General features: G+C 70.6%; 26 protein-coding genes and 2 tRNA genes. 19 read left to right on the plus strand and 9 right to left on the minus strand.

The window, feature by feature from the left end:
- Positions 1 to 8 precede the first annotated feature (8 nt).
- Together rlmB and AB0B89_RS00280 are read left to right on the plus strand one after the other, a co-directional pair.
- On the plus strand, positions 9 to 986 hold the full coding sequence (gene rlmB / locus AB0B89_RS00275; RefSeq protein WP_358545853.1) for a 23S rRNA (guanosine(2251)-2'-O)-methyltransferase RlmB: 978 nt from the start codon (positions 9 to 11) through the stop codon (positions 984 to 986).
- Between the two features lie 100 nt (positions 987 to 1086).
- A tRNA-Thr gene (locus AB0B89_RS00280) sits at positions 1087 to 1159 on the plus strand.
- A 64-nt stretch (positions 1160 to 1223) separates the two neighbouring features.
- Here AB0B89_RS00280 and AB0B89_RS00285 read toward each other — a convergent pair.
- On the minus strand, positions 1224 to 1787 hold the full coding sequence (locus AB0B89_RS00285; RefSeq protein ID WP_358545855.1) for a site-specific integrase: 564 nt from the start codon (positions 1785 to 1787) through the stop codon (positions 1224 to 1226).
- A gap of 63 nt (positions 1788 to 1850) precedes the next feature.
- Between AB0B89_RS00285 and AB0B89_RS00290 the strand changes: the two genes are divergently transcribed.
- Both AB0B89_RS00290 and AB0B89_RS00295 read left to right on the plus strand, forming a co-directional pair.
- Positions 1851 to 2327, plus strand: a complete 477-nt coding sequence (locus tag AB0B89_RS00290) for a hypothetical protein (RefSeq protein WP_358545857.1) — start codon at positions 1851 to 1853, stop codon at positions 2325 to 2327.
- Positions 2324 to 2701 carry a GntR family transcriptional regulator gene (locus AB0B89_RS00295; protein WP_358545860.1) on the plus strand — a complete coding sequence of 126 codons (378 nt, stop codon included), beginning with the start codon at positions 2324 to 2326 and terminating at the stop codon, positions 2699 to 2701. The genes AB0B89_RS00290 and AB0B89_RS00295 overlap by 4 nt, the downstream gene beginning before the upstream one ends.
- Positions 2702 to 2759: 58 nt before the next feature.
- On the opposite strand, the gene AB0B89_RS00300 is transcribed toward AB0B89_RS00295, so the two are convergent.
- Positions 2760 to 3227: a hypothetical protein gene (locus AB0B89_RS00300; protein ID WP_358545863.1), complete on the minus strand. Its 468-nt coding sequence runs from the start codon at positions 3225 to 3227 to the stop codon at positions 2760 to 2762.
- Between the two features lie 139 nt (positions 3228 to 3366).
- Here AB0B89_RS00300 and AB0B89_RS00305 point away from each other — a divergent pair, with 139 nt between their 5' ends.
- Positions 3367 to 3666 (plus strand): hypothetical protein, encoded by a 300-nt coding sequence (locus AB0B89_RS00305; RefSeq protein WP_358545865.1) that lies wholly within the window; start codon positions 3367 to 3369, stop codon positions 3664 to 3666.
- A 69-nt stretch (positions 3667 to 3735) separates the two neighbouring features.
- Positions 3736 to 4869 (plus strand): FAD-dependent oxidoreductase, encoded by a 1134-nt coding sequence (locus tag AB0B89_RS00310; RefSeq protein WP_358545868.1) that lies wholly within the window; start codon positions 3736 to 3738, stop codon positions 4867 to 4869.
- 25 nt (positions 4870 to 4894) lie between these two features.
- Here the strand turns inward: AB0B89_RS00310 and AB0B89_RS00315 are convergent, their stop codons facing one another.
- From AB0B89_RS00315 to AB0B89_RS00325, 3 genes are all read right to left on the minus strand, one after another.
- Positions 4895 to 6283, minus strand: coding sequence for an NtaA/DmoA family FMN-dependent monooxygenase (locus AB0B89_RS00315; RefSeq protein WP_358545870.1), 1389 nt, complete (start codon positions 6281 to 6283; stop codon positions 4895 to 4897).
- A gap of 135 nt (positions 6284 to 6418) precedes the next feature.
- Positions 6419 to 7498 carry an LLM class flavin-dependent oxidoreductase gene (locus AB0B89_RS00320; protein ID WP_358545871.1) on the minus strand — a complete coding sequence of 360 codons (1080 nt, stop codon included), beginning with the start codon at positions 7496 to 7498 and terminating at the stop codon, positions 6419 to 6421.
- 440 nt (positions 7499 to 7938) lie between these two features.
- Positions 7939 to 8751, minus strand: a complete 813-nt coding sequence (locus AB0B89_RS00325; protein ID WP_358545873.1) for a HAMP domain-containing sensor histidine kinase — start codon at positions 8749 to 8751, stop codon at positions 7939 to 7941.
- A 130-nt stretch (positions 8752 to 8881) separates the two neighbouring features.
- On the opposite strand from AB0B89_RS00325, the gene AB0B89_RS00330 reads away from it, so the two are divergent.
- Positions 8882 to 8985, plus strand: a tRNA-OTHER gene (locus AB0B89_RS00330).
- A 2-nt stretch (positions 8986 to 8987) separates the two neighbouring features.
- Here the strand turns inward: AB0B89_RS00330 and AB0B89_RS00335 are convergent.
- Both AB0B89_RS00335 and AB0B89_RS00340 read right to left on the minus strand, forming a co-directional pair.
- Complete coding sequence (locus AB0B89_RS00335; RefSeq protein ID WP_358545876.1) at positions 8988 to 11420, minus strand: ATP-binding domain-containing protein; 2433 nt, start codon at positions 11418 to 11420, stop codon at positions 8988 to 8990.
- 211 nt (positions 11421 to 11631) lie between these two features.
- Positions 11632 to 12006: an STAS domain-containing protein gene (locus AB0B89_RS00340; protein ID WP_358545879.1), complete on the minus strand. Its 375-nt coding sequence runs from the start codon at positions 12004 to 12006 to the stop codon at positions 11632 to 11634.
- A gap of 140 nt (positions 12007 to 12146) precedes the next feature.
- On the opposite strand from AB0B89_RS00340, the gene AB0B89_RS00345 reads away from it, so the two are divergent.
- From AB0B89_RS00345 to AB0B89_RS00385, 9 genes are all read left to right on the plus strand, one after another.
- Entirely contained in the window at positions 12147 to 13949 is a 1803-nt protein-coding gene (locus AB0B89_RS00345; RefSeq protein ID WP_358545881.1) for a glycosyltransferase family 2 protein, read from the plus strand.
- Positions 13950 to 14089: 140 nt separating this feature from the next.
- On the plus strand, positions 14090 to 15124 hold the full coding sequence (locus AB0B89_RS00350; protein ID WP_358545883.1) for an energy-coupling factor ABC transporter permease: 1035 nt from the start codon (positions 14090 to 14092) through the stop codon (positions 15122 to 15124).
- Positions 15124 to 15888, plus strand: coding sequence for a cobalt ECF transporter T component CbiQ (gene cbiQ, locus AB0B89_RS00355; protein WP_358545886.1), 765 nt, complete (start codon positions 15124 to 15126; stop codon positions 15886 to 15888). Before AB0B89_RS00350 ends, cbiQ begins: the two co-directional genes overlap by 1 nt.
- A 2-nt stretch (positions 15889 to 15890) precedes the next feature.
- Positions 15891 to 16637: an ABC transporter ATP-binding protein gene (locus tag AB0B89_RS00360; RefSeq protein WP_358546042.1), complete on the plus strand. Its 747-nt coding sequence runs from the start codon at positions 15891 to 15893 to the stop codon at positions 16635 to 16637.
- A 119-nt stretch (positions 16638 to 16756) separates the two neighbouring features.
- Positions 16757 to 17098: an STAS domain-containing protein gene (locus AB0B89_RS00365; protein WP_358545889.1), complete on the plus strand. Its 342-nt coding sequence runs from the start codon at positions 16757 to 16759 to the stop codon at positions 17096 to 17098.
- A gap of 48 nt (positions 17099 to 17146) precedes the next feature.
- Positions 17147 to 17920 carry an SDR family NAD(P)-dependent oxidoreductase gene (locus AB0B89_RS00370; RefSeq protein WP_358545892.1) on the plus strand — a complete coding sequence of 258 codons (774 nt, stop codon included), beginning with the start codon at positions 17147 to 17149 and terminating at the stop codon, positions 17918 to 17920.
- A gap of 21 nt (positions 17921 to 17941) precedes the next feature.
- Positions 17942 to 18706: a crotonase/enoyl-CoA hydratase family protein gene (locus AB0B89_RS00375; RefSeq protein ID WP_358545894.1), complete on the plus strand. Its 765-nt coding sequence runs from the start codon at positions 17942 to 17944 to the stop codon at positions 18704 to 18706.
- A 171-nt stretch (positions 18707 to 18877) separates the two neighbouring features.
- The gene (locus AB0B89_RS00380) at positions 18878 to 19519 is read left to right on the plus strand and encodes a rhomboid family intramembrane serine protease (protein ID WP_358545896.1); all 642 of its coding nucleotides are present in this window, start codon (positions 18878 to 18880) and stop codon (positions 19517 to 19519) included.
- A gap of 111 nt (positions 19520 to 19630) precedes the next feature.
- Complete coding sequence (locus tag AB0B89_RS00385; RefSeq protein ID WP_358545899.1) at positions 19631 to 20041, plus strand: BlaI/MecI/CopY family transcriptional regulator; 411 nt, start codon at positions 19631 to 19633, stop codon at positions 20039 to 20041.
- A gap of 64 nt (positions 20042 to 20105) precedes the next feature.
- Here AB0B89_RS00385 and serC read toward each other — a convergent pair whose 3' ends face one another.
- Together serC and AB0B89_RS00395 are read right to left on the minus strand one after the other, a co-directional pair.
- The gene (gene serC, locus AB0B89_RS00390) at positions 20106 to 21218 is read right to left on the minus strand and encodes a phosphoserine transaminase (RefSeq protein ID WP_358545902.1); all 1113 of its coding nucleotides are present in this window, start codon (positions 21216 to 21218) and stop codon (positions 20106 to 20108) included.
- A gap of 182 nt (positions 21219 to 21400) precedes the next feature.
- Complete coding sequence (locus tag AB0B89_RS00395; RefSeq protein WP_358545905.1) at positions 21401 to 22507, minus strand: citrate synthase 2; 1107 nt, start codon at positions 22505 to 22507, stop codon at positions 21401 to 21403.
- Between the two features lie 170 nt (positions 22508 to 22677).
- Here AB0B89_RS00395 and pdxH point away from each other — a divergent pair, with 170 nt between their 5' ends.
- The 3 genes from pdxH (at position 22678) to AB0B89_RS00410 (ending at position 25611) form a co-directional block, all read left to right on the plus strand.
- Complete coding sequence (pdxH, locus tag AB0B89_RS00400; RefSeq protein ID WP_358545908.1) at positions 22678 to 23331, plus strand: pyridoxamine 5'-phosphate oxidase; 654 nt, start codon at positions 22678 to 22680, stop codon at positions 23329 to 23331.
- Between the two features lie 44 nt (positions 23332 to 23375).
- Positions 23376 to 24656: an MFS transporter gene (locus tag AB0B89_RS00405; protein WP_358545911.1), complete on the plus strand. Its 1281-nt coding sequence runs from the start codon at positions 23376 to 23378 to the stop codon at positions 24654 to 24656.
- 250 nt (positions 24657 to 24906) lie between these two features.
- Complete coding sequence (locus AB0B89_RS00410) at positions 24907 to 25611, plus strand: metal-dependent transcriptional regulator (RefSeq protein WP_358545914.1); 705 nt, start codon at positions 24907 to 24909, stop codon at positions 25609 to 25611.
- Positions 25612 to 25739 lie beyond the last annotated feature (128 nt).

Raw genomic sequence — 25739 nt, forward strand, 5'->3', positions numbered from 1 at the left:
CTGGGACCATGGCTGGTGTGGGTAAGGGGTCCGGTAGGCCCGCGAAGAAGAAGGGCCCCACACGGGGCACCGGTGGGCAGGGCCGGTCCGCTCTTCAAGGAAGAGGAGCGACCCCGCCTGCCCACGAGCGCCACTGGTTCAAGGACAAGAAGCGCAGCGCCGCTCAGGGCGCTCCGGGCTCGGGGCCGCGCACCCCTGACAAGCAGCCCGCCCGGCCGAGCCGCGGGGGCAAGCGCGACGACGCTCCCGAGGTGATCGGCGGCCGCAATCCCGTGGTCGAGGCCCTGCGTGCCGAGGTGCCCGCCAACGTCCTGTACGTGGCGCAGCGCGTCGAGAGCGACGACCGCGTCCGCGATGCGATCAAGATGGCCGCCAACCGGGGCATCGCCCTGCTTGAGGTCAGCCGCGACAAGCTCGACAGGCTCACGGAGGGCACGGTCCACCAGGGCCTCGCGCTCCAGCTCCCGCCCTACGAGTACGCCCACCCGGAGGACCTCGTCGAGCGGGCACGCGACGCGGCCGAGGTGCCGCTGATCATCGCGCTCGACAGCGTCACCGACCCGCGCAACCTCGGAGCCATCGCGCGCTCCGCCACGGCCTTCGGGGCCCACGGCATCCTCGTGCCGGCGCGCCGCTCGGCCGGGGTCACCGCCGGTGCCTGGAAGACCTCTGCCGGCACCCTGGCCCACCTGCCCGTGGCCAGGGCCGCGAACCTCACGAGCACGCTCCGCGAATACCGTGAGCAGGGTCTGTTCGTCGTCGGCCTCGACGGCGCGGGCTCCACCGACATCGGCGACGTCGAGCTGGCCACCGAGCCTCTGGTCGTCGTGGTCGGCTCCGAGGGCAAGGGCCTGTCCCGCCTCGTCCGCGAGGCCTGCGACGTGGTGGCACGCATCCCCATGAACGCCGCCGCCGAGTCCCTCAACGCCGGCATAGCCGCAGGCATCGCCCTCTACGAGGTAGCCCGCCTCCGCCGCCGCCGCTGACCCCCCCCCAGCCGGCCGACCCCACCCCAGCCGGCCGACCCGGTACCGATGATCGGTGACGGTGCCCACGCCCTACGACTAAACTCGTAGGGCACCACACGCCGACGTAGCTCAATCGGCAGAGCAACGGTCTTGTAAACCGTAGGTCAGGGGTTCGATTCCCCTCGTCGGCTCCCAGCCCAAAGGCCCCTTGCGATCATCACAAGGGGCCTTTTGCTAACAGGTTGCTAACAGCGGCTATGCGGCGGCGTCCTTGACGACGGTCGCGAAGATGTCCGCCGCCGTCGCCATTTGCTCATTGATCACGTGCGCGTACACCCGAAGGGTGATCGTGGGGTCGGCGTGACCGAGCCGAGCGGCGACCACATGGACCGGAACGCCGGCCAGCAGAAGCGTCGTCGCGTGGACGTGCCGTAGGTCGTGCAGCCTCGCATGGGGGAGCGGCTTCTTCGGTCTGGGGCGGTCCTTGGGTGCGTTGTAGGCGGCGATGAGCTTCGGGACCAACGAGGTGACGGTGTCCGGGTAGATCGGCTCACCCCAGCCGGTCGTGAACACGTAGTCGTCCGTGCCCTTCCACTCCTCGCCTGCCACCAGCTTCTCGCCGGCTTGCCGGGCGCGATGCTCCCGGAGGACCTGTGCCGTCTCCTCGTCCAGGCTCACCACGCGCGACCGGCCGCTCTTGGTGGTGCCTTCCACCCGCTCCCCGTCGATCACGAACGAGCTGCCCTTGATCCGGACTTCCGGTACGTCGAGGTCGATGATGGTCCACGGCGACGGCCGCCGCTGAGCCGGGGCTCGCACCACCGGGACGATGAGAGTCCACGGAGCGTTGACTTTGTCGCAAGCTATGACGCACCGGGCGCGATGCTGTCTTGCAGGGTCGCCCATCTGATCCAGCCCGGCTGGCAAGCCGTGCTCGGCCGGCCGTACGCCGTCTTCGTGGCCGCCACGTTCGCCGGTGCGATGGTGCTGGCCGGGAGCGCCCTGGCCGTTCCCGACCCCACCGTTCGGCAGTTGGCCGTCGTCCTGCTGATCGGCCTGCTCGGCGGGACGGCCATCAGCGCCATGCAGCTGCGCCACCTGCTGCGGCGCCCGGTGGTGGCGGAGGACGAGGAGTCGCTGACCGCCGACGTCATCATGCGCGTCGAGGACGCCCGCGAGCTCACCACGCCGAGCGTGCAGTGGACGCTGCCCATGGTGCTGTTGTTCGGCACCGCGCCCGGCTGGTGGAGCGCCGCCGCGGTCGCCTACCTGCTCCTGGGCGTGGGCGCGACCATCGCGCTCCAAGCCAGGACGCCGTCGAGCGCGACGGTGGCCCGGCGGGTCATGCGCGTCCGATGATCGTCATCGACGCGGCCTCGCCGGTGCCGCCGTTCGAGCAGCTACGGGCCCAGCTCGCCCGCCAGATCCAGGACCGCACGCTGGCCGTGGGCGCCCGGCTGCCGACCATCCGCCACCTCGCGGCCGACCTCGGCCTGGCCGTCAACACGGTCGGCCGGGCCTACCGGGAGCTGGAGGAGGCGGGGCTGATCGAGACGCGCGGGCGGGCGGGCTCGTTCGTGTCGTCCGCCGGCGAGGAGGGCCGGGAGCGGGCCCGCCGGGCCGCCGCCGACTACGCCGCCGTGATCGCCAGCGTCGGCATCGAGACCGGCGAGGCGATCCGCATCGTCCAGGCGGCGCTGACCTCCGGCGCGGCAACACCGGCCTCGTCATGACCGCGACCCGGCCGCGTGGGTCACGTCGCAGGGCGCACGACGCCGGCGTAGCGGCCGATCAGGCGGCGTCCGAGCCGCCGCATCGGCTGCTCCAGAAATCCCGCACCGACTCCACGGTGATCTCGATCTCGGTGTGGGTCATGCGGAGCAACAGTAGCCGGATGGCGGCCGCCCATTCCGGTTGCCAGAGAGAGGGAACTGGCTCGTGAAAGGCGCGGGCGTCTGACCGATCGATCCACCAGGGTGGCGGCTCGCCGTAGCCATAGGAGTGTGGGGCCGGAACGGTGGACGGCGGCAATTCCGCCCGCGTCGGCCTGCTGACACCACCGGCTGTTCCGTTGTCGATCAAGCCTCGTGACCTGCTGAGCGCGGTCGAATCACGGGTGGCGGTGGCGACCAGGTCGTTCGAACGATGGCGGACATCATCTCCACCAGCCGCCAGGCGCACGGGAATTCCCATGGAATCGGTTCCCAGCCGACTGTTCCTTTCGAAAAGGAGCATCAGTGCGATTAAGTCCGCGATCAATTCTGACATTGTTCATCGCCGCGGCGACAGTGGTCACCGTGGCGGCAGGCCGCGCGAGGTCCTGGACCGGTACGACCTGATCGGCTTCGATCCGCGAGGGGTCGGCCACAGCATCCCGGTCACCTGTGGCCTCGATCTCATGAGGCAGCTCACGCTGCTGCTGCCCTACCCGGCGCCGGACGGCGGCATCGAGCGCAACGTCGCCTTCGCACGGGACACCGCGGCCGCATGCGCCGAGCACTCCGGTGATCTGCTTCCGTTCGTCACCACGGCCAACACGGTTTGCGCCGACGAGGCGATGAACTCCTTCCTCGCCACCGGGGCACCTGCCCGGGCGGGTCCGCTTCTGCCCGGCTCCGTCACCGGCCGAGGCCGTCGCCCGCTCCGCGCCCTTGCCGTACATACCTTCTGCGGGGCCGCTTCACGACTATCTATGTAAAACAGGTAGGTTATGGTTTATTTCCTCTTCCGGGAACATACGTTGGAGTCATGAGCTGAAAGGTCGCGGATGAGCAGGTATGAGGTGGATGTCGTCGTCGTGGGCGGCGGGGGGATGGGGTCGGCGGCCGCGTGGCGGCTGGCCGGTCGCGGGGTCGACGTGGTGCTTCTGGAGCGGTTCGAGGCGGGGCACGTGCGCGGAGCCTCGCATGGAGCGTCCCGGATCTTCCGCGTCTCTTACACCGAGCCCACCTACATCAGGCTCGCCCAGGAGGCCGAAGGGTTGTGGCGGGAGCTTGAGGCCGCATCAGGCGTCTCCCTGCTCACGACCACCGGAGGAGTCGACCACGGGCGGACGGCGGACCTCGGGCTGCTGGCCGAGGCGGTCGAGGCGGCGGGTGCGCCGGGGGAGTGGCTCGCCCCCGAGGAGGCCGCCGAGTGCTGGCCCGGCCTGCGGTATGACGGCAAGGTGCTCTTTCATCCGGCGGGCGGGCGGCTGCACGCGGACGACGCCCTGTCGGCGCTCCAGGCGCAGGCGGCCCGGCTGGGCGCCGTCGTCCGCCACGAGACGCCGGTCACCTCGATCGTGGTACGCGGCGACGACGCCGTCGAGGTGGTTGCGGGGGAGGACGTGTACCACGCGAAGCGAGTCGTCGTCGCGGCCGGGGCGTGGGCGGAGAAGCTGCTCGGCGGGCTCGTGCCGCTGCCGCCGCTGCGCGTCACACAGGAGCAGCCGGCGTACTTCGCCCCGTTGCGCGACGACGTGGCCTGGCCCAGTTTCGTACACCACCTCGACGGCGAGTCGCTGGAGGCCATGGGGTTCCCGAGCGGGGTCTACGGCCTCGGGACGCCCGGCGAGGGCGTCAAGGCCGGGTTCCACGGCACGGGCCCGGTGGTCGACCCCGACGACCGCGACTTCCAGCCGGAGCCCGCCCAGTTGCGCGCCCTGCGCGAGTACGCCCGCGCATGGCTGCCCGGTGTCGACGCGGACGCCCTCACCCCGATCAGCTGCACCTACACCACGACGCCGACCTCTGACTTCGTCCTGGACCGAGTTGGTCCCGTCGTCGTGGCGGCGGGCTTCTCCGGGCACGGGTTCAAGTTCGTTCCGGCGGTCGGACGGATCCTCGCCGACCTCTCCCTCACGGGCGAGCGGCCCGACGCGCGCTTCGCGCTGAACCGCCCGCCCGCCGCCGCACCCTAAGAAGTCGCTCGTCCGGACCGCTCTGTCACCACGTCGGCGTGGGAAGGGCGAGGTGCTCGCGGAGCGTCGTTCCTTCGTACGCCGTGCGGTAGGCGCCGCGCTCCTGCAACTGCGGCACCAGCTTGTCGACGATGTCCTCCAGCGACGACGGGACCAGGTGCGGGGTGATGTTGAAACCGTCGACCGCGCGGGTGCGGACATAGTGCACCCACTCGTCGGCGATCTGCGATGGCGTGCCCACGAATGAACGGTGTCGCGGCGCGACGCGGCGTACGAGCTGCACGATCGACAGGTTCTCCGCCGCGGCCAGCTCGCGCCACTGGGCGATGAGCGCGAGCTTGCCGGTGCGCATCTCGATCGGGATCGTGCCGCGCGACGGATCCAGCTCCGCCTCGCCGGGCTCGATGTCGGGCAGCGGGCCGTGCGGGTCGTAGGCGGACAGGTCGGTGTCCCAGTACTGCTCAAGGAACGCGATCGCCCGCGGTGGCGAGATCTGCTCGTCGTGTACCCACTCCGCGCGCTCCCGGGCCTCCTCGGGCGTGTCGCCGAGGATGACGGAGGCGCCGGGCAGGATCCGCAGCGAGTCCGGCGAGCGGCCGTGGCGCGCCAACCTGGCTCGCAGGTCGGCGGCGTAGGCGACGGCCTTGTCGTACTCGGTGTTGGCGGAGAACACGACGTCGGCGTGCCGCGCCGCGAGCTCGCGCCCGCCGCCGGAGTCGCCGGCCTGGAACAGCACCGGACGGCCCTGCCGGCTGGCCGGCACGGTGGCGCGTGCGCGCAGCCGTACCAGGTCGGTGTCCCGCTCGACGTCGCGGATCGCTCCGGGCCGCGCCCAGGACTTGGCCTCGTCCGATTCGGCGACGGCGTCCTGCTCCCAGGAGGCCCACAGGGCCTTCGCGGCCTCGACGAACTGTGTGGCCCGCTCGTAGCGCCTCTCGTGCGCGAGCCAGCCGCCATGGCGGAAGTTGGCGCCGGTCCAGGCGTTGTCGGTGGTGACGATGTTCCAGCCGCCCCGCCCGCCGGACAGCAGGTCGAGGCTGGCCAGGCGGCGGGCGAGATCGGCGGGGAAGTTGTACGTGGTGTTCTGCGTGGCGACCAGCCCGATGCGCTCGGTGACGGCGGCCAGCGCGGACAGTTGCGTGATCGCGTCTGGACGTCCGGCGACGTCCAGGTCGTAGACGCGGCCGCGGTTCTCGCGTAGGCGCAGACCCTCGCCGAGGAAGAAGGCGTCGAAGAGCCCTCGCTCCAGTAGTCGCGCCACCTGCACGAAGGTCTCGATGGCGACGTGCGACGCGGTCGTCGGGCGGGTCCAGATGACCTGGGGGCCGACTCCGGTGTAGAACACGCCGAGGTGTACCTGGGCGTTCGGGTCGTACGGGGCGCCGGTCGAAGCCGGCGAACTCGTGGCGGTCAAGGTCGTGTCACCTCACGCGGTTGTGCTCGCCGAGGCGGCGAAGCGGTCCAGGGGGCGAAGCGGTTCACGGGGTGCAGCGGTTCACGGGGTGCAGCGGTTCAGCGGGCGCAGCGGAGGGAGAAGGGGTGCAGCGGTTCAGGGGGCGAAGGTGTTGAGGGGGCGGGGCAGGCCCAGCGTGGAGCGCAGCGTGGCGCCAGGCTCGGGCGCTCGGTACAGGCCGGCCGCCGCGAGCGCCGGCAGCACCTGATCGGCGAGCACCGGCAGGTCGGCGGCGAGCGCCGCCGGGTGCAGGCGCACCCCGTCGACGACCGGCGCGAGTGATCGGAGCAGCTCTACGAGCCCGCTCGCCGGCCCGGCGTATCGCAGCCGTCCCGAGTCCGGCCATGGGGTGGCCTGATCCAGGTCGGCGAGCCGCCGCCCCCCGGGCTCGTCGGCGTCCAGCACGACCTCGACCTCGGCGAAGGCGAGCACGCCGTGGTTCCTGGCCCGCTCGGCCCGTCGGGTGAGCGCGTCGGCGTCGGGCTCGCCGACGAGCACGATGTCGGCGTGAGCGTCGATCTCCAGCTCGGCGGGGGCGAGCACGACGACCTGTCCCTGCGGCGGGCGCGGGGTGATGAGCGGTCCGGTCACCGAGAAGGCGGCCCCGGTGAAGCTCACGTGGTGAACGCGGCCGGGGTCGAGGTAGCGACCGGTGGCGACGTCCCTGATCACCGCGTCGTCCTGCCACGAGTCCCACAGCCGGCGCGCGACGTCGACGACGTCGGCGGCCTCGCGCCGCGCGGCATCGTCGGACAGCGCGCTCGCCCCGATCGTCGCGAGATCATCGCTGTCGTGCGCCGCGCCGACCACCCAGCCCGCGCGGCCCCGGCTGGCATGATCGAGGCTCGCCAGCTGGGTGGCGAGGTGGAACGGCTCGGTCGTGGTCACGTGCAGCGTGGGCGCCAGCCCGATCCGATCGGTCAGCGGCGCGGCGAACGCGGCCCGGGTGCCCGCCTCCAGCCGTCCGGCCGCGTCCAGCCCGCGGCTCGGTGGCACGGGCGCGTCGGCGAAGGTCGCCAGGGTGAAGCCCGCGGCCTCCGCGGCGCCGACGGCAGCGCGTAGCGCGGCGGCGGTCAGGACGTCTCCAGGTGGACGGCCTGTAACGCGCCAGGCGGCCGGGTGGGCGCCATCCCCGTCCAGGTCGACGGCCAGCAACAGGGTGCGGTGGTCGCTCATCGGTCGGCTCTCCCCTCTCTCGTACGGCCCGGAGGCATGCCGGGCCAAGCTCTCCTACGGCCCGAAGGCACGTCGGAGCAATTAGCCACATTATTGGTAGGAATGCCATAGAAAGCCAGTTTGTTCCCGCCTCGCGTCCGGAGCCCTCGCCATGTGGCTATCCGGGGTGCCGGGAGATGGAGGACCCGGCCGTCCGTGCGTCCCCAAGAACGAGACGGACAACGCGAAGGAGGCATCGGCCGGCGGTCAAGTCGTCGCCGGGCGTGATCCCCGGCGCCTGGAGTCGCTCCCTGGCCCGGGTCGAACACGCCTGGACGGCCCCCACCGAACGGGGCCGTCGCGTCGTGCTCACCACCTCCGCCCAGTCACGCCCGCATACATCCAGCAGACGTCCGGCCCGGCCTGGACCCCGACGCGAACGGAAGCGACCGATCAGCCAGTCAGCTCTCGCCTCCACCAACCGCGTCAGGGTCGCCGTCGCAGGATGGTGAAAGGGGATCGGGGTGGGTGGAACGTTCGGCCAGGGGGAGACGGACGACGAAGCGGGCACCGCCGAGGGCGGAGTCCCCCACCTCGATCGTGCCGGTATGGGCGCTGATGATGTCGCGGGCGATCGTGAGGCCGAGGCCGGTGCCGCCGCGGTCGCGGGAACGGGCCTCGTCCAGCCGGATGAACCGGTCGAAGATCCGTTGCCGGTCTTCATCGGCGACCCCGCGCCCGTCGTCGGCGACGGTGAGCGTGGCGGTGTCCGCGTTGCTGCCCAGCTCGATCCGCACCTTGAGGCGGGCGTGCCGCTGGGCGTTGTCGAGCAGCTCGGCGATCATCCGGGTGATCTTGATGGGAGCCGCGTCGACGACGACCCCCGGCTCCAGCCGCAGTTCGACCTCGTGCCGGTCCACCCGCTTGTAGACCTGCTCCTGGACCAGCTTGGTGAGGTCGACCGGTTCCCGGTCGGTGGTCAGCGTGCACGCCTCCAGTTGGGCCAGGACGAAGAGGTCGCTGACGATCGCCTGCAGCCGGTCCACACTGCTGAGCGCCTGCGCAAGGAGGCTGTCGAGGTCGGTGTCGTCGGGATTCCGCCGTGCCTCCTCAAGTTGTACGCGGAGCCCGGCGAGGGGGGTGCGCAGCTCATGGGAGGCGTCGGCCGCGAATCGCCGCTGCCTGTGGATTTCCTGGTTGAGCTTGGCCCGCATGCTGGTCACGCTGTCTTCCAGCTTGTCCAGTTCGTCTATGCATTCGCGCAAGTCGGTCATGTGCTGCATCTCCTGCCTTCAACCCACTCTGGCTGAAGCAGGGGCTCCATTCTCCCCTCGGCACCCAAGGCCAGAGCAAACCGAACCAAACGCGTGACAGATTTCGGCAGCCGGTGACCGGGCCTTTGCGGCGGGGGTGGAAAGCAGGGATCAGTCTTGCCTGACCGGACCCGAGCTGAGAAGGGCCGGGGAGCGGCCGGCGCGGGTTCGAGTCGTGTCCAGCCGCTCCCCGCTGGTCAGGCGGGCGGCAGGCCGTACAGTCCGCCGAGCATAGGGGGAAGGTCCCCCTCGTGGACCACCGTCAGCCGCCTGGTGGCACGGGTGATCGCCACATACAGGTCCTGGCCGCCCTTGGGCGACTGGGCCAGGATCTCGTCCGGGGCCACGACCACCACGGAGTCGAACTCCAGGCCCTTCGACTGGGTGACCGTCAGGACCACAGAAGGCGAGTCCAGAGCGTTCGCCGTCAGCGCGGACGCCGCGTCCGGCAGCAGGCCGGCGATCTCCCGGTGCCGGTCGTCAGGGGTCAGGACCGCCAGCCGGCCCTCCCCGATCTCGGCCAGCTCGGACGCGACCAGCTCGGGGAGCGCCGTGGGAAGCCCGGGACGGGGCACGCGCAGGGCACGGGGCGGGGACTCCCCGTCACGTACCGAGATCGGGAGCTCCTGGTCCGGCGCCACCGCCTTGAGCACGTCGGCGGCGACCTCCATGATCTCGGCCGGGGTCCGGTAGTTGACCAGGAGCCGTGCCTCCCGCCAGCGGCCCTTCACGTAGGGGTCGAGCATCTGGGCCCACGACCGCGCGCCCGCCGCCGACCCCGTCTGGGCCACGTCCCCCACCACGGTCAGTGAGCGCGTGGGGATGCGGCGCATGACCATACGCCAGGCCATCGCCGACAGCTCCTGCGCCTCGTCCACGATGACGTGCCCGTACACCCACGTACGGTCTCGCGCGGCCCTCTCGGCGGTCGTCAGGTCGGGGTCGTCCGAGTAGTGCCGCTCGGCGAGGGCGCGGGCGTCGAACATCTCCATCTCGCCTGCTCCGGTGATCTCCAGAACGCCGCGCGCGTAGACCTCCTCGGCGCGGCGCACCCGGCGGGCGGCCCGCTCCGCCGCCTTGGCGGCCGAGTTGTCCTCGCCCAGGAGCTCGGCGGCCTCGTCGAGCAGGGGTACGTCCTCCGTCGTCCACGCCGCGTCCACCGGGCGCACCAGCGCCTCCAGCTCCTCCGGCCGCAGCACCACGCGCGGCTCCCCGCCGACGCCGTCCCCGGTGGAGCCGACTCCGTCCCCGGTGGAGCCGGTGCCGTTCTCGGTGGAGCCGGTGCCGTTCTCGGCGGAGCCGGGGCCGTCACCGGGGGAGGGGATGGAGGCGGCCGAGCGCAGGGCTTCGGGGTCGGCGAGCAGCTCCGACACCAGCCGTTCCGGCGTGAGCAGCGGCCACAGGTCGTCCAGCGCCTGACGTACGGAGGCCGTGCGCCACAGCCCCGCCCGCGCGTGGCGCAGGTCGTCCTCGTCGAGCTCCCGGTCGAGCTGACGCGCCTCGTCGAGCGCGAGCGCCGTCAGCGCCGTGTCGATGAACAGCTTGCGCGCCACATTGTGCGGGTTGCGCACCGCCCGCGCCCGGTCGCGGGCACGTACGCAGGTGGCGTGGTCCATGTGCAGGGCCATCTGCTCGACCACGACCTCGACCCCGTTCCTGCGCGAGGTCCTGACGGCGATCATGACCTCCAGGTCGCCGTCGGGCACCCGCTGGCGGTCCCGTACGGCCCCCCTGATCACTTCTGCCATCCGCGGGTCGCCCTTGACCGTCGCCGTCTCGGGCCCGTCGGCCGAGGTGGCCCGTACGCCCGGGAACAGCTCGCCCACGGTGGTCAGCACGACGTCGGTCTCGCCGAGGGACGGCAGCACGTGGCCGATGTACCGCAGGAACATGGTGTTCGGGCCGACGACCAGCACGCCCCGCCGCTGGAGCGTCTCGCGGTGCGCGTAGAGCAGGTACGCCGCCCGGTGCAGGGCGGCGACGGTCTTGCCCGTGCCCGGCCCTCCCTGGACGACGAGCGCCCCTGGCAGGCCGGAACGGATGACCTGGTCCTGCTCGGTCTGGATCGTGGCCACCACGTCGCCCATCCGGCCCGTACGGCCGCGTCGCAGCGAGGACATCAGCGCGGCCTCGCCGACCAGCGTGCGGCGGTCGGGCTCGCTCATCCGCCCGAGGTCGAACACCTCGTCGTCGAGGTCCACGACCGTACGGCCGCGGGTGTGCAGGTGGCGGCGGCGCACCAGCGACTCGGGGTCGCTGGGCGTCGCGGTGTAGAACGCGCGGGCCGCCGGCGCGCGCCAGTCGATGAGGACCAGCTCGTTGCCCGCGTCGCGCAGGCCGACGCGGCCTATGTAGTAAGTGTCCCCGTCGGTGTCGTCGATCCGGCCGAAGCACAGTCCGCGTTCCACCCCCGAGAGCTGCGCGACGCGCCGCGCGTGCTCGTGGGAGGCCACGTCGCGCTCGAAGCGGGCCTGGTGCGTGCCGCCCGGCGCGCCGCGCCCGTGCTCCTCGCTCAGTGACGTCGCGGCGCGCTCGCGTACGGTGTCGAGACGGTCGTACAGCATCGAGACGTATGCTTGCTCGGCGCGCAGGGCTTCCGCGCGGGCGGTTTCGGATGCACGATGCTCCATCGGTGTGGTATACTCCTAACGGGCAGTGCTGCACGGCCATGATTAAGTTGTACCGAACAGTTGAGCGTACCAGCTTTCGCCGCCCGCTCACGCTTACCGATCGGTACGGGCCGTGACAGACCACGCGTAGTCGCGATCACCCCCCCCTGAAACGATCAACCTTGAAACGATCAACCCCTGAAGCGGCAATCCCTGAAACGCCGCTTCCGGATCAGGTCGTCTGCAGGACCGCCGCCACCGATTCCTCCGCGGTCGGGTGGGTCTCGAAGTGGTGGTCGAGATTGGTGATCGTGAGGAGCCTGGAGATCATCCCGGGAACCACCACCAGTGCCAGCCTCCCGCCCATCTCGCGGACCGTGTTGTACGTACGGACCAGTAGACCGAGGCCGAGAGAGTCGCAGAACGTGGTCCGGGTGAGGTCGAGCACCAGGCACGGCGGGCGTCTGGCCCCGACCACTCCGTCGAGCTCGGCGCGGAGCAGAGGGACCGCGTGCATGTCGAGCTCGCCGGAGATCTCGACGATCGTGCACGCTTCCTCGTGCCTCAGACGAATGCCCAGTCCTGTCTCACCTGCCAGGTAAGCCATGCCGTCACCTCCGTTGCGCACTCGTTACCCTGACAAAAAGGCAATAAGCCCACATAGCCAAATAAGCAGGTAGGGCGGCCGTCGTGAAGGCGTTGATTTGGGCTTCGTGGCGCGGGTCGGCGGTTACATAATGAATCGCAATGAAGACGGAAAGTAATCGGCGCGTCGACGTGAGCATCGTGGTGCCCGTCCACAACTGCCGTCCCTATCTCGACAGGTGCCTCACCTCGCTGCTGGAGCAGCGCGTCAGCAAGGAGATCGTCATCGTCGATGACGGCTCCACCGACGGCAGCCGGGATCTTCTCGCCGACTATGCGGCGAAATTTCCGGAAATACGGGTGTCTTACCAGCCCGCCTCCGGCAGCGCCGGCCCCCCGAGGAACCGCGCGATCGCCCAGGCCACTGGGCGGTATGTCTTCTTCTGTGATGCCGACGACCACCTCGGCCCCGAGGCGCTGCAACGCATGCTCGCGATGGCCGACCGCAACGGCTCCGACATCGTGCTCGGGAAGATGGTCGGGCACGGCCGCGAGGTTCCCACCTCCATGTTCCGCGAGAACCGCGAGCGCGCCCCGCTCGGCGAGACCACCGTCTACAACACGCTCACCTGCTTCAAGCTCTTCCGCCGCGAGCTGCTCATCCGCCACCGCATCCGGTTCGACGAGTCGCTCAGGGTCGGCGAGGACATCGTGTTCTCCGTCCACGCGTACTGCCATGCCGAGACGATCTCCGTGGTCGCCGACCACGACTGCTACCACCTGGTGTCCCGCCCCGACGGCAGCAGCATCATGCAGGAGCCGGGCAGCCGCGACCCCCTCGCCTGGCTGCGCATGATCCGCACGCCCATCGAGCTCATGACCCGGCACATCCCCGCGGGCCCCCTGCGCGACCACCTCCTGCGCAGGCATTTCCGCTTCGACATCCTCGGCCAACTAGGCGCCCCGTTCCTGTCGGCTGACGCCGAGGTCCGGCAGGCCATCGCCCGCGAGGCGTCCGAGCTGTGCGCGGTCTGGCTGACCGACGGGGTGCTGGAGCGCTTACGTCCCATCGACCGGCTCAGGGCCGCCTCGCTCGGCGACGTCGACCGGCTCGTACGGCTCGCGCGGGTCGAGACCGCCGCGGTGCGCCACCGCCTCACCGGGCTCGGGTGGGCCGGTGACCGGCTTGAGGTGTCCGGCCGCGCCGTCCTCACCGACTCGTGGAACGGCGTCACCGTCGGCCTGCTCCTGAGGGAACGCTCCACGGGCACCGAGCGCCGCATCCCGGTGACCTCCGTGGCCGACGTCTTCGCCGGGAGCGTCGAGGTGTCACGGCTGCCGCCCGGCGTCTGGGACATGTACGTCGTGGTCGCGTGCGAGGGGGTGCGCCGGGTGGCGAGATTCGGCGCCGAGCGCGAGCCCGAGGTCGGCCGTCCCGGCCCGCGCCTCACGGCGGCCGTCGCGGCCCCGTACTTCACCCGCCCGCAGGGCAACCTCAGCGTGGACGTCGGGGGCCATGTCGTCACGATTCCCGGGTCCGCGCTGCTGACACGCGCCGCGTGGGCCGGCAAGGGCGTGCTGACGATAGAGGGCACGGTCACCGTCGCGAGCGAGTGCCCGGCGGCGCGGTGCGTGCGCCAGGTGGTCTGGCGCGAGCGGTCCTCGGGGAACGAGCGCCGGGCCCCCGCCTCGCCCGTGGACGACGCGCTGTTCACCGCGACGGCCACGCTGGACGTTCCTGGCATCTGGGAGGCCAACCTGGAGCTCAACCTCGGCGGACCGCCCGTGCGCTATCCCGTCCAGGTGGGCGAGGCCGAGCTCGGGCCGGGCGTGGCGTGGTGGCGCGGGCGGCGGCGCTGGTCGGCGATGGCCAGGGCCTCCAAGGTCAGGCGCAAGCTCGTCGTCACGGTCCTCGCCAGGGGCCCGAAAGCGGTGGTGCGCCAGTCCATCCGCATCGGCCGATGACGATCTGCCGGTGGCCGTCCGTACACATGGAGAGCGCCACCTGGCCTCGTTGTTCACGCCTCGTTCGTTAATGCCACCTATTTGCAACTACTACCCCATGGCCTAGAGTTGGCGCAGCTCGATCGCTCCGGAGGCTTGTGGTGCACGTACCAGACGGATTCTTCAACGCGTCGGTGTCCATCGCCGCGGGCGCGTTCGCGGCGGCGGGGATCGGCGTCTGCCTGCGCCGCGCGCGCCGCGAGCTCGACGACCGTACGGCCCCCATGGCGGGCCTCGTGGCGGCCTTCATCTTCGCCGTCCAGATGCTCAACTTCCCCGTCGCGGCCGGCACCAGCGGGCACCTGCTGGGGGGCACGCTGGCCGCGGTCCTGGTCGGGCCGTACACCGCCGTCCTGTGCGTGGCCGTGGTGCTGCTCGTCCAGGGGTTCTTCTTCGCCGACGGCGGCCTCACCGCGCTCGGCGTCAACATCACCCTGATGGCGATCGTGACAACCGTCGTGGGCTGGGCGGTGTTCCGCCTGATCGTGCGGGCCGCGCCACGCGGCCGCGCCGCGATCCCGGTCGCCGCCTTCGCCGGGGCCGCCGTCTCGGTCCCGGTCGCGGCGCTGGCCTTCACCGTGCTGTTCTGGATCGGCGGCACCGCCCCGATCGACGTGTCGTCCGTCGCGGCGGCCATGGGCGGCGTGCACGTCCTGATCGGGCTGGGCGAGGGTGTGATCACGGCGCTGACCGTGAGCAGCGTGCTGGCCGTACGGCCCGACCTCGTGTACGGCGCGCGCGGTCTCACGGCCCCGCTCGTCCTGCGTACGGCAGGCGGCGGGAGCACCGAGGTCACCACCGCCCCGGCTCCGGTTCCCGCCAGGAGCGCCCGCCCGCTCCTCGTCGGAGGCGCGCTGGTCGCCGTGCTCCTCGCGGGCGTGGTGTCCTTCTACGCGTCGAGCAGCCCCGACGGCCTGGAGAAGGTCGCCGGTGACAAGGGCCTCAACGCGAACGAGCGGCACCACCCGCTCGGCGACTCGCCCCTCGCCGACTACGGCGTCAAGGGGGTCGGCAGCGAGCGGCTGGCGGTCGGCATCGCGGGCGTCGCGGGCGTCGGCATCACCGTGCTGGCCGGTGGCGCGATCTTCTACTCCGTGCGCCGCAGGGCCCGTGAGATCGAGCGGGCGCGCGCATAGTGGGTGCGGGACACCACCACCAGCTCTACCGGCCGGGGGACAGCCTCGTCCACCGGCTGCCGCCGGAGTGCAAGCTGCCGGCCGTGGCGGGCTTCGCCGTGGTCGTCGTCGCCACGCCGCGAGACGCCTTCTGGGCCTTCGGGGTGTATGTCCTGCTGCTGGCGGCCGTGGCGGCGGTCGCCCGGGTCCCGGCGGCGTTCGTGCTGCGGCGCATGGTCATCGAGGTGCCGTTCGTCGTGTTCGCCGTCGCGCTGCCGATCATCGGGCTGGGCGCGCGTGTCGAGGTGCTCGGGCTGTCGCTCAGCGCCGAGGGGCTGTGGGCCGCGTGGAACATCCTCGCGAAGGCCACCCTCGGCGTCGTGGCGAGCATCCTGCTGGCGGCCACCACCGAGCCGCGCATGATGCTCCTGGGCGCGCAGCGGCTCCGGCTGCCCCCGCTGCTGGTGCAGATCGCGATGTTCATGCTCCGCTACATGGACGTCATCCTCGACGAGATGCGCAGGATGCGGGTCGCCCGCGAGTCGCGGGGCTTCGCGGCGCGCGACGTGCGGCACCTGCCGGTGCTGGCCAAGTCGGCGGGCGCGCTGTTCATCCGGTCGTACGAGCGGGGCGAGCGGGTACACCTGGCGATGCTGAGCAGGGGATACACCGGTTCGATGCCGGTGATACACGAGGGGGGCGCATCGGTGGCAAGCTGGGCCACCGCCGCACTCCTGCCGGCCGCGGCGCTGGCGATGGCCGTACTTTCCTGGAGCATCACGTGACCCTGCCCCCGCCCTCTCTGCGCGTCAGCGAGCTGGCCTACGCCTACCCCGACGGCACGCAGGCGCTGTTCGGGGTCGACCTCACCATCGGGCGCGGCGAGCGGGTCGCGCTCCTCGGGCCCAACGGCGCGGGCAAGACCACGCTGGTCATGCACCTCAACGGCATCCTGTCCGCCGGGCACGGCTCGGTGGAGGTCGCCGGCCTGCCCGTGCGCAAGGACACCCTGGGCGAGATCCGCCGCCGGGTCGGCCTGGTGTTCCAGGATCCCGACGACCAGCTGTTCATGCCCACGGTGCGCGAGGACGTCGCGTTCGGCCCCGCGAACCTCGGCGTGCGCGGCCCCGAGCTGGACCGCCGGGTCAGGGACGCGCTCGGCCAGGTGGGGCTGCCCGACGTGATCGACCGGCCGCCGCACCACCTGTCGTTCGGCCAGCGCCGCAGGGTCGCCGTGGCCACGGTGCTCGCCATGCGGCCGGAGATCCTGGTGCTGGACGAGCCGTCGTCCAACCTCGACCCGGCCTCGCGGCGTGAGCTGGCCGAGGTCCTGCGCTCGCTGGACGTCACGGTGCTGATGGTCACCCACGACCTGCCGTACGCCCTGGAGCTGTGCGAGCGTTCACTCATCCTCTCCGGAGGCGTGATCGCGGCCGACGGCCCGACCCGCGAGATCCTCGCCGATCCCGCTCTGCTCGCGGCCCACCGCCTGGAGCTCCCGTACGGCTTCGCGGTCGCCGAACGGCCGCTCTGACGCGCCGGGGCCGCGCCGGTGCGGCCGTACCGGCGGTCCCGGTGAGCGGCCGATCTTATGGTCACGTGCCTTCTGTCACTGTGATTGCGAAGTAAAGTGGGCCCGCGAGGAGGTTCCACATGAAGCTGCGGCTGGCGCGGCGCGCGTTCGGAGACGCCGTCGTCGTGGCTGTCGAGGGTGAGCTTGATCTGTTCACGGCGCCGTTCCTGCGCGACGAGGTGCGTGACGCGATCAAGCAGGACAGCAACCGGCTGGTGCTCGACCTCGGCGCGCTGTCGTTCATGGATTCCAGCGGCCTGTCCGTCCTCATCGAGGCGTGGCGCCTCGCGACGGGCGAGGGCGGCGGGGTCTGCCTGGCCGCTCCGCAGGCTCCGGTGGCGCGCATCCTCCGTACGACCGGGCTCGACCGGCGCATCAAGGTCTATCCCGACGTCGACGCCGCCATTTCGGGTGAGATTTGAGCCACCCCTCGTAGAACTTCATTCGGTTGCCGCGTTAAGGTCCGGGATATGGACCTGAACGGAGCAGCAGCAATCATCTCAGGCGGTGCCAGCGGTCTCGGTGAGGCCACCGCACGCGAACTGGCGGGTGCGGGCGCCACCGTCGTCATCGCCGATCTCAACGCCGAGCGCGGCAAGGCCCTCGCCGACGAACTCGGCGGCGTCTTCGCGCAGACCGACGTCTCCGACGAGGCCTCGGTCCAGGCGGCCGTGGACGCCGCCGTCGCGACGGGCAAGCCGCTCCGCGCCGTCGTCAACAGTGCGGGCATCGGCTGGGCCTCCCGTACGGTGGGCCGGGACGGCTCGCCGCACGACCTGGCCAGCTACCGCAAGGTGATCGACGTCAACCTGATCGGCACCTTCAACCTCATGCGCATCGGCGCGGCGGCCATGGCGAAGACCGAGCCCGCCGACGCCGACGGCGCCCGTGGCGTCGTCATCAACACCGCCTCGGTGGCGGGAATCGAGGGCCAGACCGGCCAGGTGGCCTACAGCGCCTCCAAGGGCGGCATCATCGGCATGACCCTGCCCGCCGCGCGTGACCTCGCGGCGATCGGCGTCCGGGTCCTGACGATCGCGCCGGGCATCATCGACACCCCCATCTACGGGTCGGGCCCCGAGTCCGAGGCGTTCAAGGCCAAGCTCTCGGCGCCGGTGCCGTTCCCCAAGCGCATGGGCCGGGCGTCCGAGTTCGGCCACCTGGTGCGCGCCCTGGTCGAGAACGACTACATGAACGGCGAGGTCATCCGCTTCGACGGCGGTATCCGCTTCCAGCCCAAGTGAGACGGCCAACCGGAGGTAAGGGTGTCTGACGAGGTTCTCGTCGAGGTAGAGGGCGGCATCGCCGTCATCACGATCAACCGGCCGCAGGCCAGGAACGCCATCAACGGCAACGTCGCACGCGCCGTCGTGGCGGCCCTGGACGAGCTGGAGGAGCGCAAGGACGTCTCCGCGTACGTCCTCACCGGGGCGGGAGGCACGTTCTCCGCCGGAATGGACCTCAAGGGGTTCCTGACCGGCGACTTCCCGCTCGTCGAGGGCCGGGGCTTCGGCGGTCTCACCGAGAGGCCGCCGAAGAAGCCGATCGTCGCGGCCGTGGAGGGCTACGCGCTCGCCGGGGGCTTCGAGCTGGTGCTCGCCTGCGACATCGTCGTCGCCTCAGAGGAGGCGAAGTTCGGCCTGCCGGAGCCCAAGCGCGGCCTGATCGCGGGGGCAGGCGGCGTGATGCGGCTGCCGCGCAGGATCCCCTACCACATCGCCATGGAGATCGCCCTGACGGGTGACCACTACCCGGCGTCGCGGCTGTACGAGCTCGGCCTGGTGAACCGCGTCACTCCCGCGGGCGAGGCGCTGGCCACGGCCAAGGAGGTCGCGGCCAAGATCGCCGCCAACGCTCCGCTGGCGCTCCTGGCTACCAAGCGCATCCTGGTCGAGTCGGCAGACTGGTCCCGGGACGAGATGTTCGCGCGACAGCAAGAGATCATCAACCCGGTGTTCGGCTCCAAGGACGCCATGGAGGGTGCGGCGGCGTTCGCCGAGAAACGCGCCCCCAACTGGGCGGGGGAGTGATCCCCGCCCTAAAGTGATCATTTTGTCGTTACCGGAGAAGGCGCATGCTGCCCATGATCGTGGGCAACATGCGCCTTATTCGTGTCTTGCACGAAATCGCGGGTTAAACACCGTTTGCGTACGGTAAAGGGAGGACAAAGCGCGTTCCAAAGGCACCACAAGAGGAGAGCGATGAGCGACTACGCGACCGGAGTTGCGCCCGCCGGCCGAACCTCGGGCGAGGTGGTCAAGCAGCGCGTGGTCGGCCTGGTCACGGGAGCCCTCGGCGCCGCCATCGTCATCTCGCTCCTCGTGGCCGTGGAATGGGGCGTCGAGATCGCCGACTACGTCCTGCCCCAGGACCTCGACCGGTACGGCATCGTCTCCCATGACGTGAACGGGCTCGGCGGCATCCTGATCGCCCCGTTCCTGCACGCGGGCTTCGCGCACCTGATGGCGAACACCGTGCCGCTGGCCATCCTGGGCTTCCTCGCTGCTCTGCGGGGCCTTGGGCGGTTCTTCGTGGCCAGCCTGATCATCATCGTCGTCAGCGGGCTCGGGGTGTGGTTCCTCAGCCCTCCGGGGCTCACGGTGGGGGCCAGCGGGCTGGTGTTCGGCTACTTCGGGTACGTCGTGACGCGCGGGCTGTTCGACCGGCATCTGCTCGACATCGCCCTCGGCATCGGGGTGGCCATCCTGTACTACTCGCTGATCTGGGGGGTGCTCCCCGGGCAGCCGGGCATCTCCTGGCAGGGCCACCTGTTCGGGCTGGTGGGCGGGGTGCTCGCCGCCTGGATGCTGCGCCGCAGAAGGCGGCCCGTATCGGTCGCGTGAATTCGTCCATGCGGCGCGAATTGATCGGAAATTCGAGCATTATCGCGTGAAATCACTCCGCCGAGGATCGTCAACTAGTCGTGACGGGGGTCCCTGGGGGAGGATGTCGGTGTGAACAATCTGGGATCTCTGGAGCGCGCCATCATGGAGGTGCTCTGGGATTCCGCCCAGCCTTTGCTCGTCCGCGAGTTGCAGTCGGCGCTCAACGCGGAGGCAGAGAAGCCGCTCGCCTACACCACGGTCCAGACCGTCGCCGAGCGCCTGGTCAGGAAGGGCCTGCTGAGCCGCACGGCCGAGCGCAACGCCTTCCGCTACTCCGCGAGACGCTCGCGCGATCAGCATGTCACAGCGGTCATGCTGGAGGCCCTGGCCGAGAGCCCGGACCGGGCCCCCGTGCTCTCGTGCTTCGCGCAGAGCGTCGACCTCGACGACGCTCTGCGCCTGCTGGAGGAGCTGGCCCGCCGCACAGGCGAGCACCGGCATATCGGGGGCCCCGGGTGGGTTCCGCCGCCCTCGTCCTAGACCCTGGGCCCTGGTCGCGGAGGACCGGCCGAGGGCCGTCAGAGCTGGGGACGGCGGAGGGCCGTCAGAGGCGTTCGACCACGTGGTCGACGCAGGCCGTCAGGGCCTCGACGTCGGCCGGGTCGATGGCAGGGAACATCGCGACGCGGAGCTGGTTGCGGCCGAGCTTGCGGTAGGGCTCGGTGTCGACGATGCCGTTGGCCCGCAGGACCTTCGCCACCTCGGCCGCGTCGACCTCGTCGGCGAAGTCGATGGTGCCGACGACGTTCGAGCGCTGAGCCGGGTCGGCGACGAAGGGCGAGGTGTACGACGTCTTCTCGGCCCAGGTGTAGAGCCGGGACGCCGAGTCGGCGGTGCGCGCGGCGGTCCAGGCCAGGCCGCCGTTGCCGTTCATCCAGTCGAGCTGGTCGGCCAGCAGGAACAGCGTGGCCACCGACGGGGTGTTGTAGGTCTGGTCCTTGGACGAGTTGTCGATCGCCGTCGGCAGGCTGAAGAACTCGGGGACGAACCGGTCGGTGGCGGCGATCTCGTCGACCCGGGCCAGCGCGCGGGGCGAGAACAGCCCGATCCACAGGCCGCCGTCGGAGGCGAAGCTCTTCTGGGGCGCGAAGTAGTAGACGTCGAACTCGCTCGCCTCGACGGCCAGGCCGCCCGCGCCGGAGGTGGCGTCGACCAGCACGAGCGAGTCGTCGCCGCCCACGCGCTTGATCGGCATGGCCACACCGGTGGAGGTCTCGTTGTGGGTCAGCGCGTAGACGTCGACGCCGGCCTCGGGCATCGCGTTCGGGTGGCTGCCCACCGCGGACTTGATCACGGTCGGCTCGCCCAGCCACGGGGCCTTCGCGGCGACGGCCGCGAACTTCGACGAGAACTCGCCGAAGTTCAGGTGCTGGGACTTCTCCTTGATGAGCCCGAAGGCGGCGATGTCCCAGAACGCGGTCGTGCCGCCGTTGCCCAGCACGACCTCGTACCCCTCGGGGAGGGAGAACAGGTCGGCGAGACCCTCGCGGACCCGGCGCACCAGGTTCTTCACCGGCTTTTGGCGGTGGGAGGTGCCCATCACGCTCGCGCCGGCGGCTGCCAGGGCGGCGAGCTGCTCGGGGCGTACCTTCGAAGGCCCGCAGCCGAAACGGCCGTCCGCGGGCTTGAGTTCAGCGGGAATCTCGATATCAGCCACCTAACCAAGGGTAGTGAGCCGTCTCGGTGGTTACGCCCCGGGTCCGGATCGTGAGATACACGCGCGCATGTCCGCCTACGTCAGAGGTGGTGCCCAGACGCGCCAAAGGCCCGCAACTGGGGGCTGCGGGCCCTCTGTAGGGGGTGGGTACCGGGACGAAGGGAGGCCCGGCAGGGGGGCAGTCAGTCTTTGCCGATGACCTCGTCGGCACCGGGGACGTCGTTGACCGAGCGCTGCGGAGGACCGACGTAGTCGGCGCTGGGGCGGACGAGCCTGCCCGTGCGCTTCTGCTCCAGGATGTGCGCCGCCCAGCCGGCGGTGCGGGCGCAGGTGAACATCGAGGTGAACATGTGCGGGGGAACCTCGGCGAAGTCGAGCATGATCGCCGCCCAGAACTCCACGTTCGTGGCGAGGACGCGGTCGGGCTTGCGGGCGTGCAGCTCGGCCAGCGCGGCGGTCTCCAGCGCGCACGCCACCTCGTAGCGCGGGGCGTTCAGCTCCTGGGCGGTGCGGCGAAGCACGCGCGCGCGGGGGTCCTCGGCGCGGTAGACGCGGTGGCCGAAGCCCATCAGCCGCTCACCGCTGTCGAGGGCCTTCTTGACGTAGGTCTCGGCGCTGCCGATGCGCTCGACCTCTTCGATCATGTGCAGCACGCGGGCCGGGGCCCCGCCGTGCAGGGGGCCGGACATGGCGCCGACCGCACCCGAAAGGGCCGCGGCGACGTCCGCGCCGGTGGAGGCGATGACACGGGCGGTGAACGTGGAGGCGTTCATGCCGTGCTCGGCGGCGGAGGTCCAGTAGGCGTCGATGGCCTTGACGTGCTTGGGGTCGGGCTCGCCGCGCCAGCGGACCATGAAACGCTCGACGATCGTCGCGGCCTCGTCGACCCGCGACTGGGGAACCATGGGCAGACCGAGCCCGCGGGCGGACTGGGCGACGAACGACAGCGCGGTGACCGAGGCGCGTGCGAGATCGTCGCGGGCCTGGTCTTCGTCGATGTCGAGGAGCTGGCGGAAGCCGTACGCCGGGGCCAGCATGGCAAGGGCGCTCTGGACGTCGACGCGGATGTCACCGGAGTGGACAGGAATGGGGTAAGGCTCGGCCGGGGGCAGGCCCGGCTTGAACTTGTTGTCGACCAGCAGGCCCCAGACGTGTCCGTACGAGACCCGCCCGACCAGCTCTTCGATGTCGACGCCCCGGTAGCGAAGGGCGCCCCCTTCTTTGTCCGGTTCCGCGATCTCGGTCTCGAACGCTACTACGCCTTCCAGCCCGGGTTTGAAGTCGGACATTCTCGGCCGCCTCCCTTTCTTGAAGTCAAAGCCTTGATGTCGAGATACCGGCGGGTCATATTCAACCCCCTTGGCGGGAGTGCTCCGCCTCCGGACCCGCCGAAACGCGATCGTCCCTGGTAGGGGGTGCCGCTTCGGTGGTGGTGCCGAACGCGGAAGAATACCGCTCTGTGGATGCCGCATCGAGCCCGCCGTCCTTCGCCGGGCTCCGCCGTACATACGAGGGACTGCCTTTGAGAGAGGCCGACCTCGCCGCCGATCCCGTGACCCAGTTCACTTCTTGGTTCGCCGACGCCGTGGACGCCGGGCTTCCTGAGCCGAACGCCATGGTGCTCGCCACCGCCTCCGCCGGGGGCAGGCCGACCGCGAGGACCGTCCTGCTCAAGGGATACGACCAGGAGGGGTTCGTCTTCTACACCAACTACGAGTCGCGCAAGGGCCGCGACCTCGCCGAGAATCCCCGCGCCTCCCTGGTCTTCCCCTGGCACCCGCTCCGCCGCCAGGTCCGCGTGGAGGGCCGTGTCGTACGGCTGCCGCGCGAGGACTCCGCCGACTACTACCACTCGCGCCCGTACGGCTCGCGCATCGGGGCCTGGGCCTCGCGGCAGTCGGCGGTGGTGCCGTCCAGGGAACGGCTGGACGAGCGCTACCGCGAGCTGGCCGATCGCTGGCCGGAGGATCCGCCGATGCCCGACTTCTGGGGAGGCTTCCGGGTCGTGCCTTCGGAGGTGGAGTTCTGGCAGGGGCAGGTCGACCGCATGCACGACCGGCTGCGCTACCGCCGTTCCGGGCAGAAGTGGGTGGTCGAACGCCTGGCCCCCTGAGCCGCCGCTCAGGTCCCTCGGTACAGTGCCCGGATACATGCCAGATGTACGGGTTCGGCGAGGTGGGGATGGCGGGGGTCCAGGCAGGGCTGCGGCGGGTCGCCGTCGACACCAGGCCCCTGCGCGTACCGGCGTACCGGCGGCTGCTGACGGGGCAGGGCGTCTCGTTCATCGGCTTCCAGCTCACCTCGGTGGCGGTCAGCGCCCAGGTGTACGACATCACCGGGTCGTCGCTGTGGGTCGGCCTTCTCGGCCCTGCGAACCTCATCCCACTGGTGGTCTTCGGGCTGTGGGGCGGAGCGGTCGCCGACGCGGTGGACCGCCGCAGGCTGCTGCTCATGGGCTCGCTGGTGGCCTGGGCGGGCACCCTCGCCCTGCTGCTCCACGCCCTGTCGGGGCTGCGCAACGTCTATCTGGTGCTCGCCGTGGTCGCCGTCCAGTCGACGGGGTTCGCGGTCACCTCCCCGGTACGCGGCGCGATCATCCCAAGGCTCGTCCCGACCGAGAGGGTCGCCGCGGCCAACACGCTGAACTTCCTGGTGAGCAGCGTCGGGACGGTCCTCGGGCCGCTGCTGGCGGGCATCGTGCTCGCCAGGTCCGGGTACGCCATGGCCTACCTCATCGACGTGATCCTCTTCAGCGCCGGGTTCTACGCCGCCTTCCGGCTGCCGCGCCTCGACCCCATCGGTGAGATCTCCCGGCCTGGCCTGCGGTCGGTCGTCGACGGGCTCCGCTACATCGCGGGCCAGCCGATCGTGATGATGTCCTTCGTGGTCGACATCATCGCCATGGCCTTCGCGATGCCGAGGGCTCTCTACCCGGAGCTGACCGCCGAGCGCTTCGGGGGCTCCGCCATCGCCTTCGGCTGGCTCTCGGCCAGCCTGGCCATCGGGGCGGTCGCGGCGGGGCTGCTGTCCGGATGGGTCGGCCGGGTGCGCCGCCAGGGTGTGGCGCTGACCGTGGTGATCGCCCTCTGGGGGCTCACCGTGGCCGCGGCGGCCTTCGCGCAGCCCCTGTGGCTGATCGTCACGCTGCTCGCGGCCGGGGGCGCGATCGACCTGATCTCGGCCGTCTGGCGGCAGACGATCCTGCAGACCTACGCCCCCGACGAGATGCGCGGGCGCATGCAGGGGGTGTTCATGGTCGTCGTGGCGGGCGGGCCCCGGCTCGGGGACCTGCGGGCGGGCACGACGGCGAGCGCCTTCGGGCTCGTCCCGGCCTGGGCGGGCGGGGGGTTGCTGTGCGCCGCGATCGTGCTGGTCGCCGGCCTCGCCGTACCGGCATTCAGGAACTATGACGCGGCGGCGGGACGTCTCGGACGGTGAGCCCCCAAAGATCACGTTATGGGCGTTGGCGCGACGGCGAGCGCGAACAGTGAGATCCTTGGCGGAGGAGTCACGTCCTTCCGCTGCTCGCGGTCATACGCCGTCTCGGGCCGTTGTGTCAGTAGGTCTGCGTAAGCTCTGTTCAGACGTCGAAACCCGTACCCTCGGCGCGAGTGTCCTCACCCTGTTCTGGACACGACAGGCAAGGTCGGGCGCCGGACGTAGCATCGATACTTGGAGGGGAGGAGCTTTGACCGCACACGGCCTGATCGACACCACGGAGATGTACCTTCGCACCATCTTCGAGCTGGAGGAGGAGGGCATCACCCCTCTGCGTGCTCGCATCGCCGAACGGCTGCAACAGAGCGGCCCGACGGTCAGTCAGACGGTGGCTCGCATGGAGCGAGACGGCCTCGTCCGCGTCGAGGGCGACCGCCACCTGACCATGACCGATCTCGGCCGCACTCTCGCCACCCGCGTCATGCGCAAACACCGCCTGGCCGAGTGCCTCCTCACCCAGGTCATCGGCCTCCCGTGGGAAGACGTGCACGTCGAGGCCTGCCGCTGGGAGCACGTCATGTCCGAGTCGGTGGAGTCCCGGCTGGTCAGTCTGCTCGGCAATCCGGTGGTCTGCCCTCACGGCAACCCCATCCCCGGCCTCGACGAGCTGGGGGTCAAAGAGCCCGATGAGTCCGTGCATGAGGTGATCTCCGCCATGGCCGACCTGGCCGGGCCAGGAGATATCCCCGTGGTCGTCCGCCGAATTAGCGAACAAGTGCAAAGTGATCCCGCTGTGATGCTTAAACTCAAGCAAGTTGGGATACAACCCGGACGCGAGGTGACGCTCGCGGCGAGCGACGACGGTGTACGGGTGACGGGTGACGATGAAGCGCACAACATTCCCGCGGACTTCCCGCGTGATGTCGCCGCGCATGTCTTCGTCTCCAGACGCTGACTACCCAAGGTGTGCTTGGTTGGTTCCCAGTAGGGAGTTACCCCTCTCCTTGTTCGACAACTTCGCCTTCCCGGAGCCTCCGGGTGGACGACGCCTTGCCGTCGAGGCTGCTGCAGGAGCGCATGTGG

Source organism: Sphaerisporangium sp. NPDC049002 (assembly GCF_040649355.1).
Lineage (GTDB): Bacteria > Actinomycetota > Actinomycetes > Streptosporangiales > Streptosporangiaceae > Sphaerisporangium.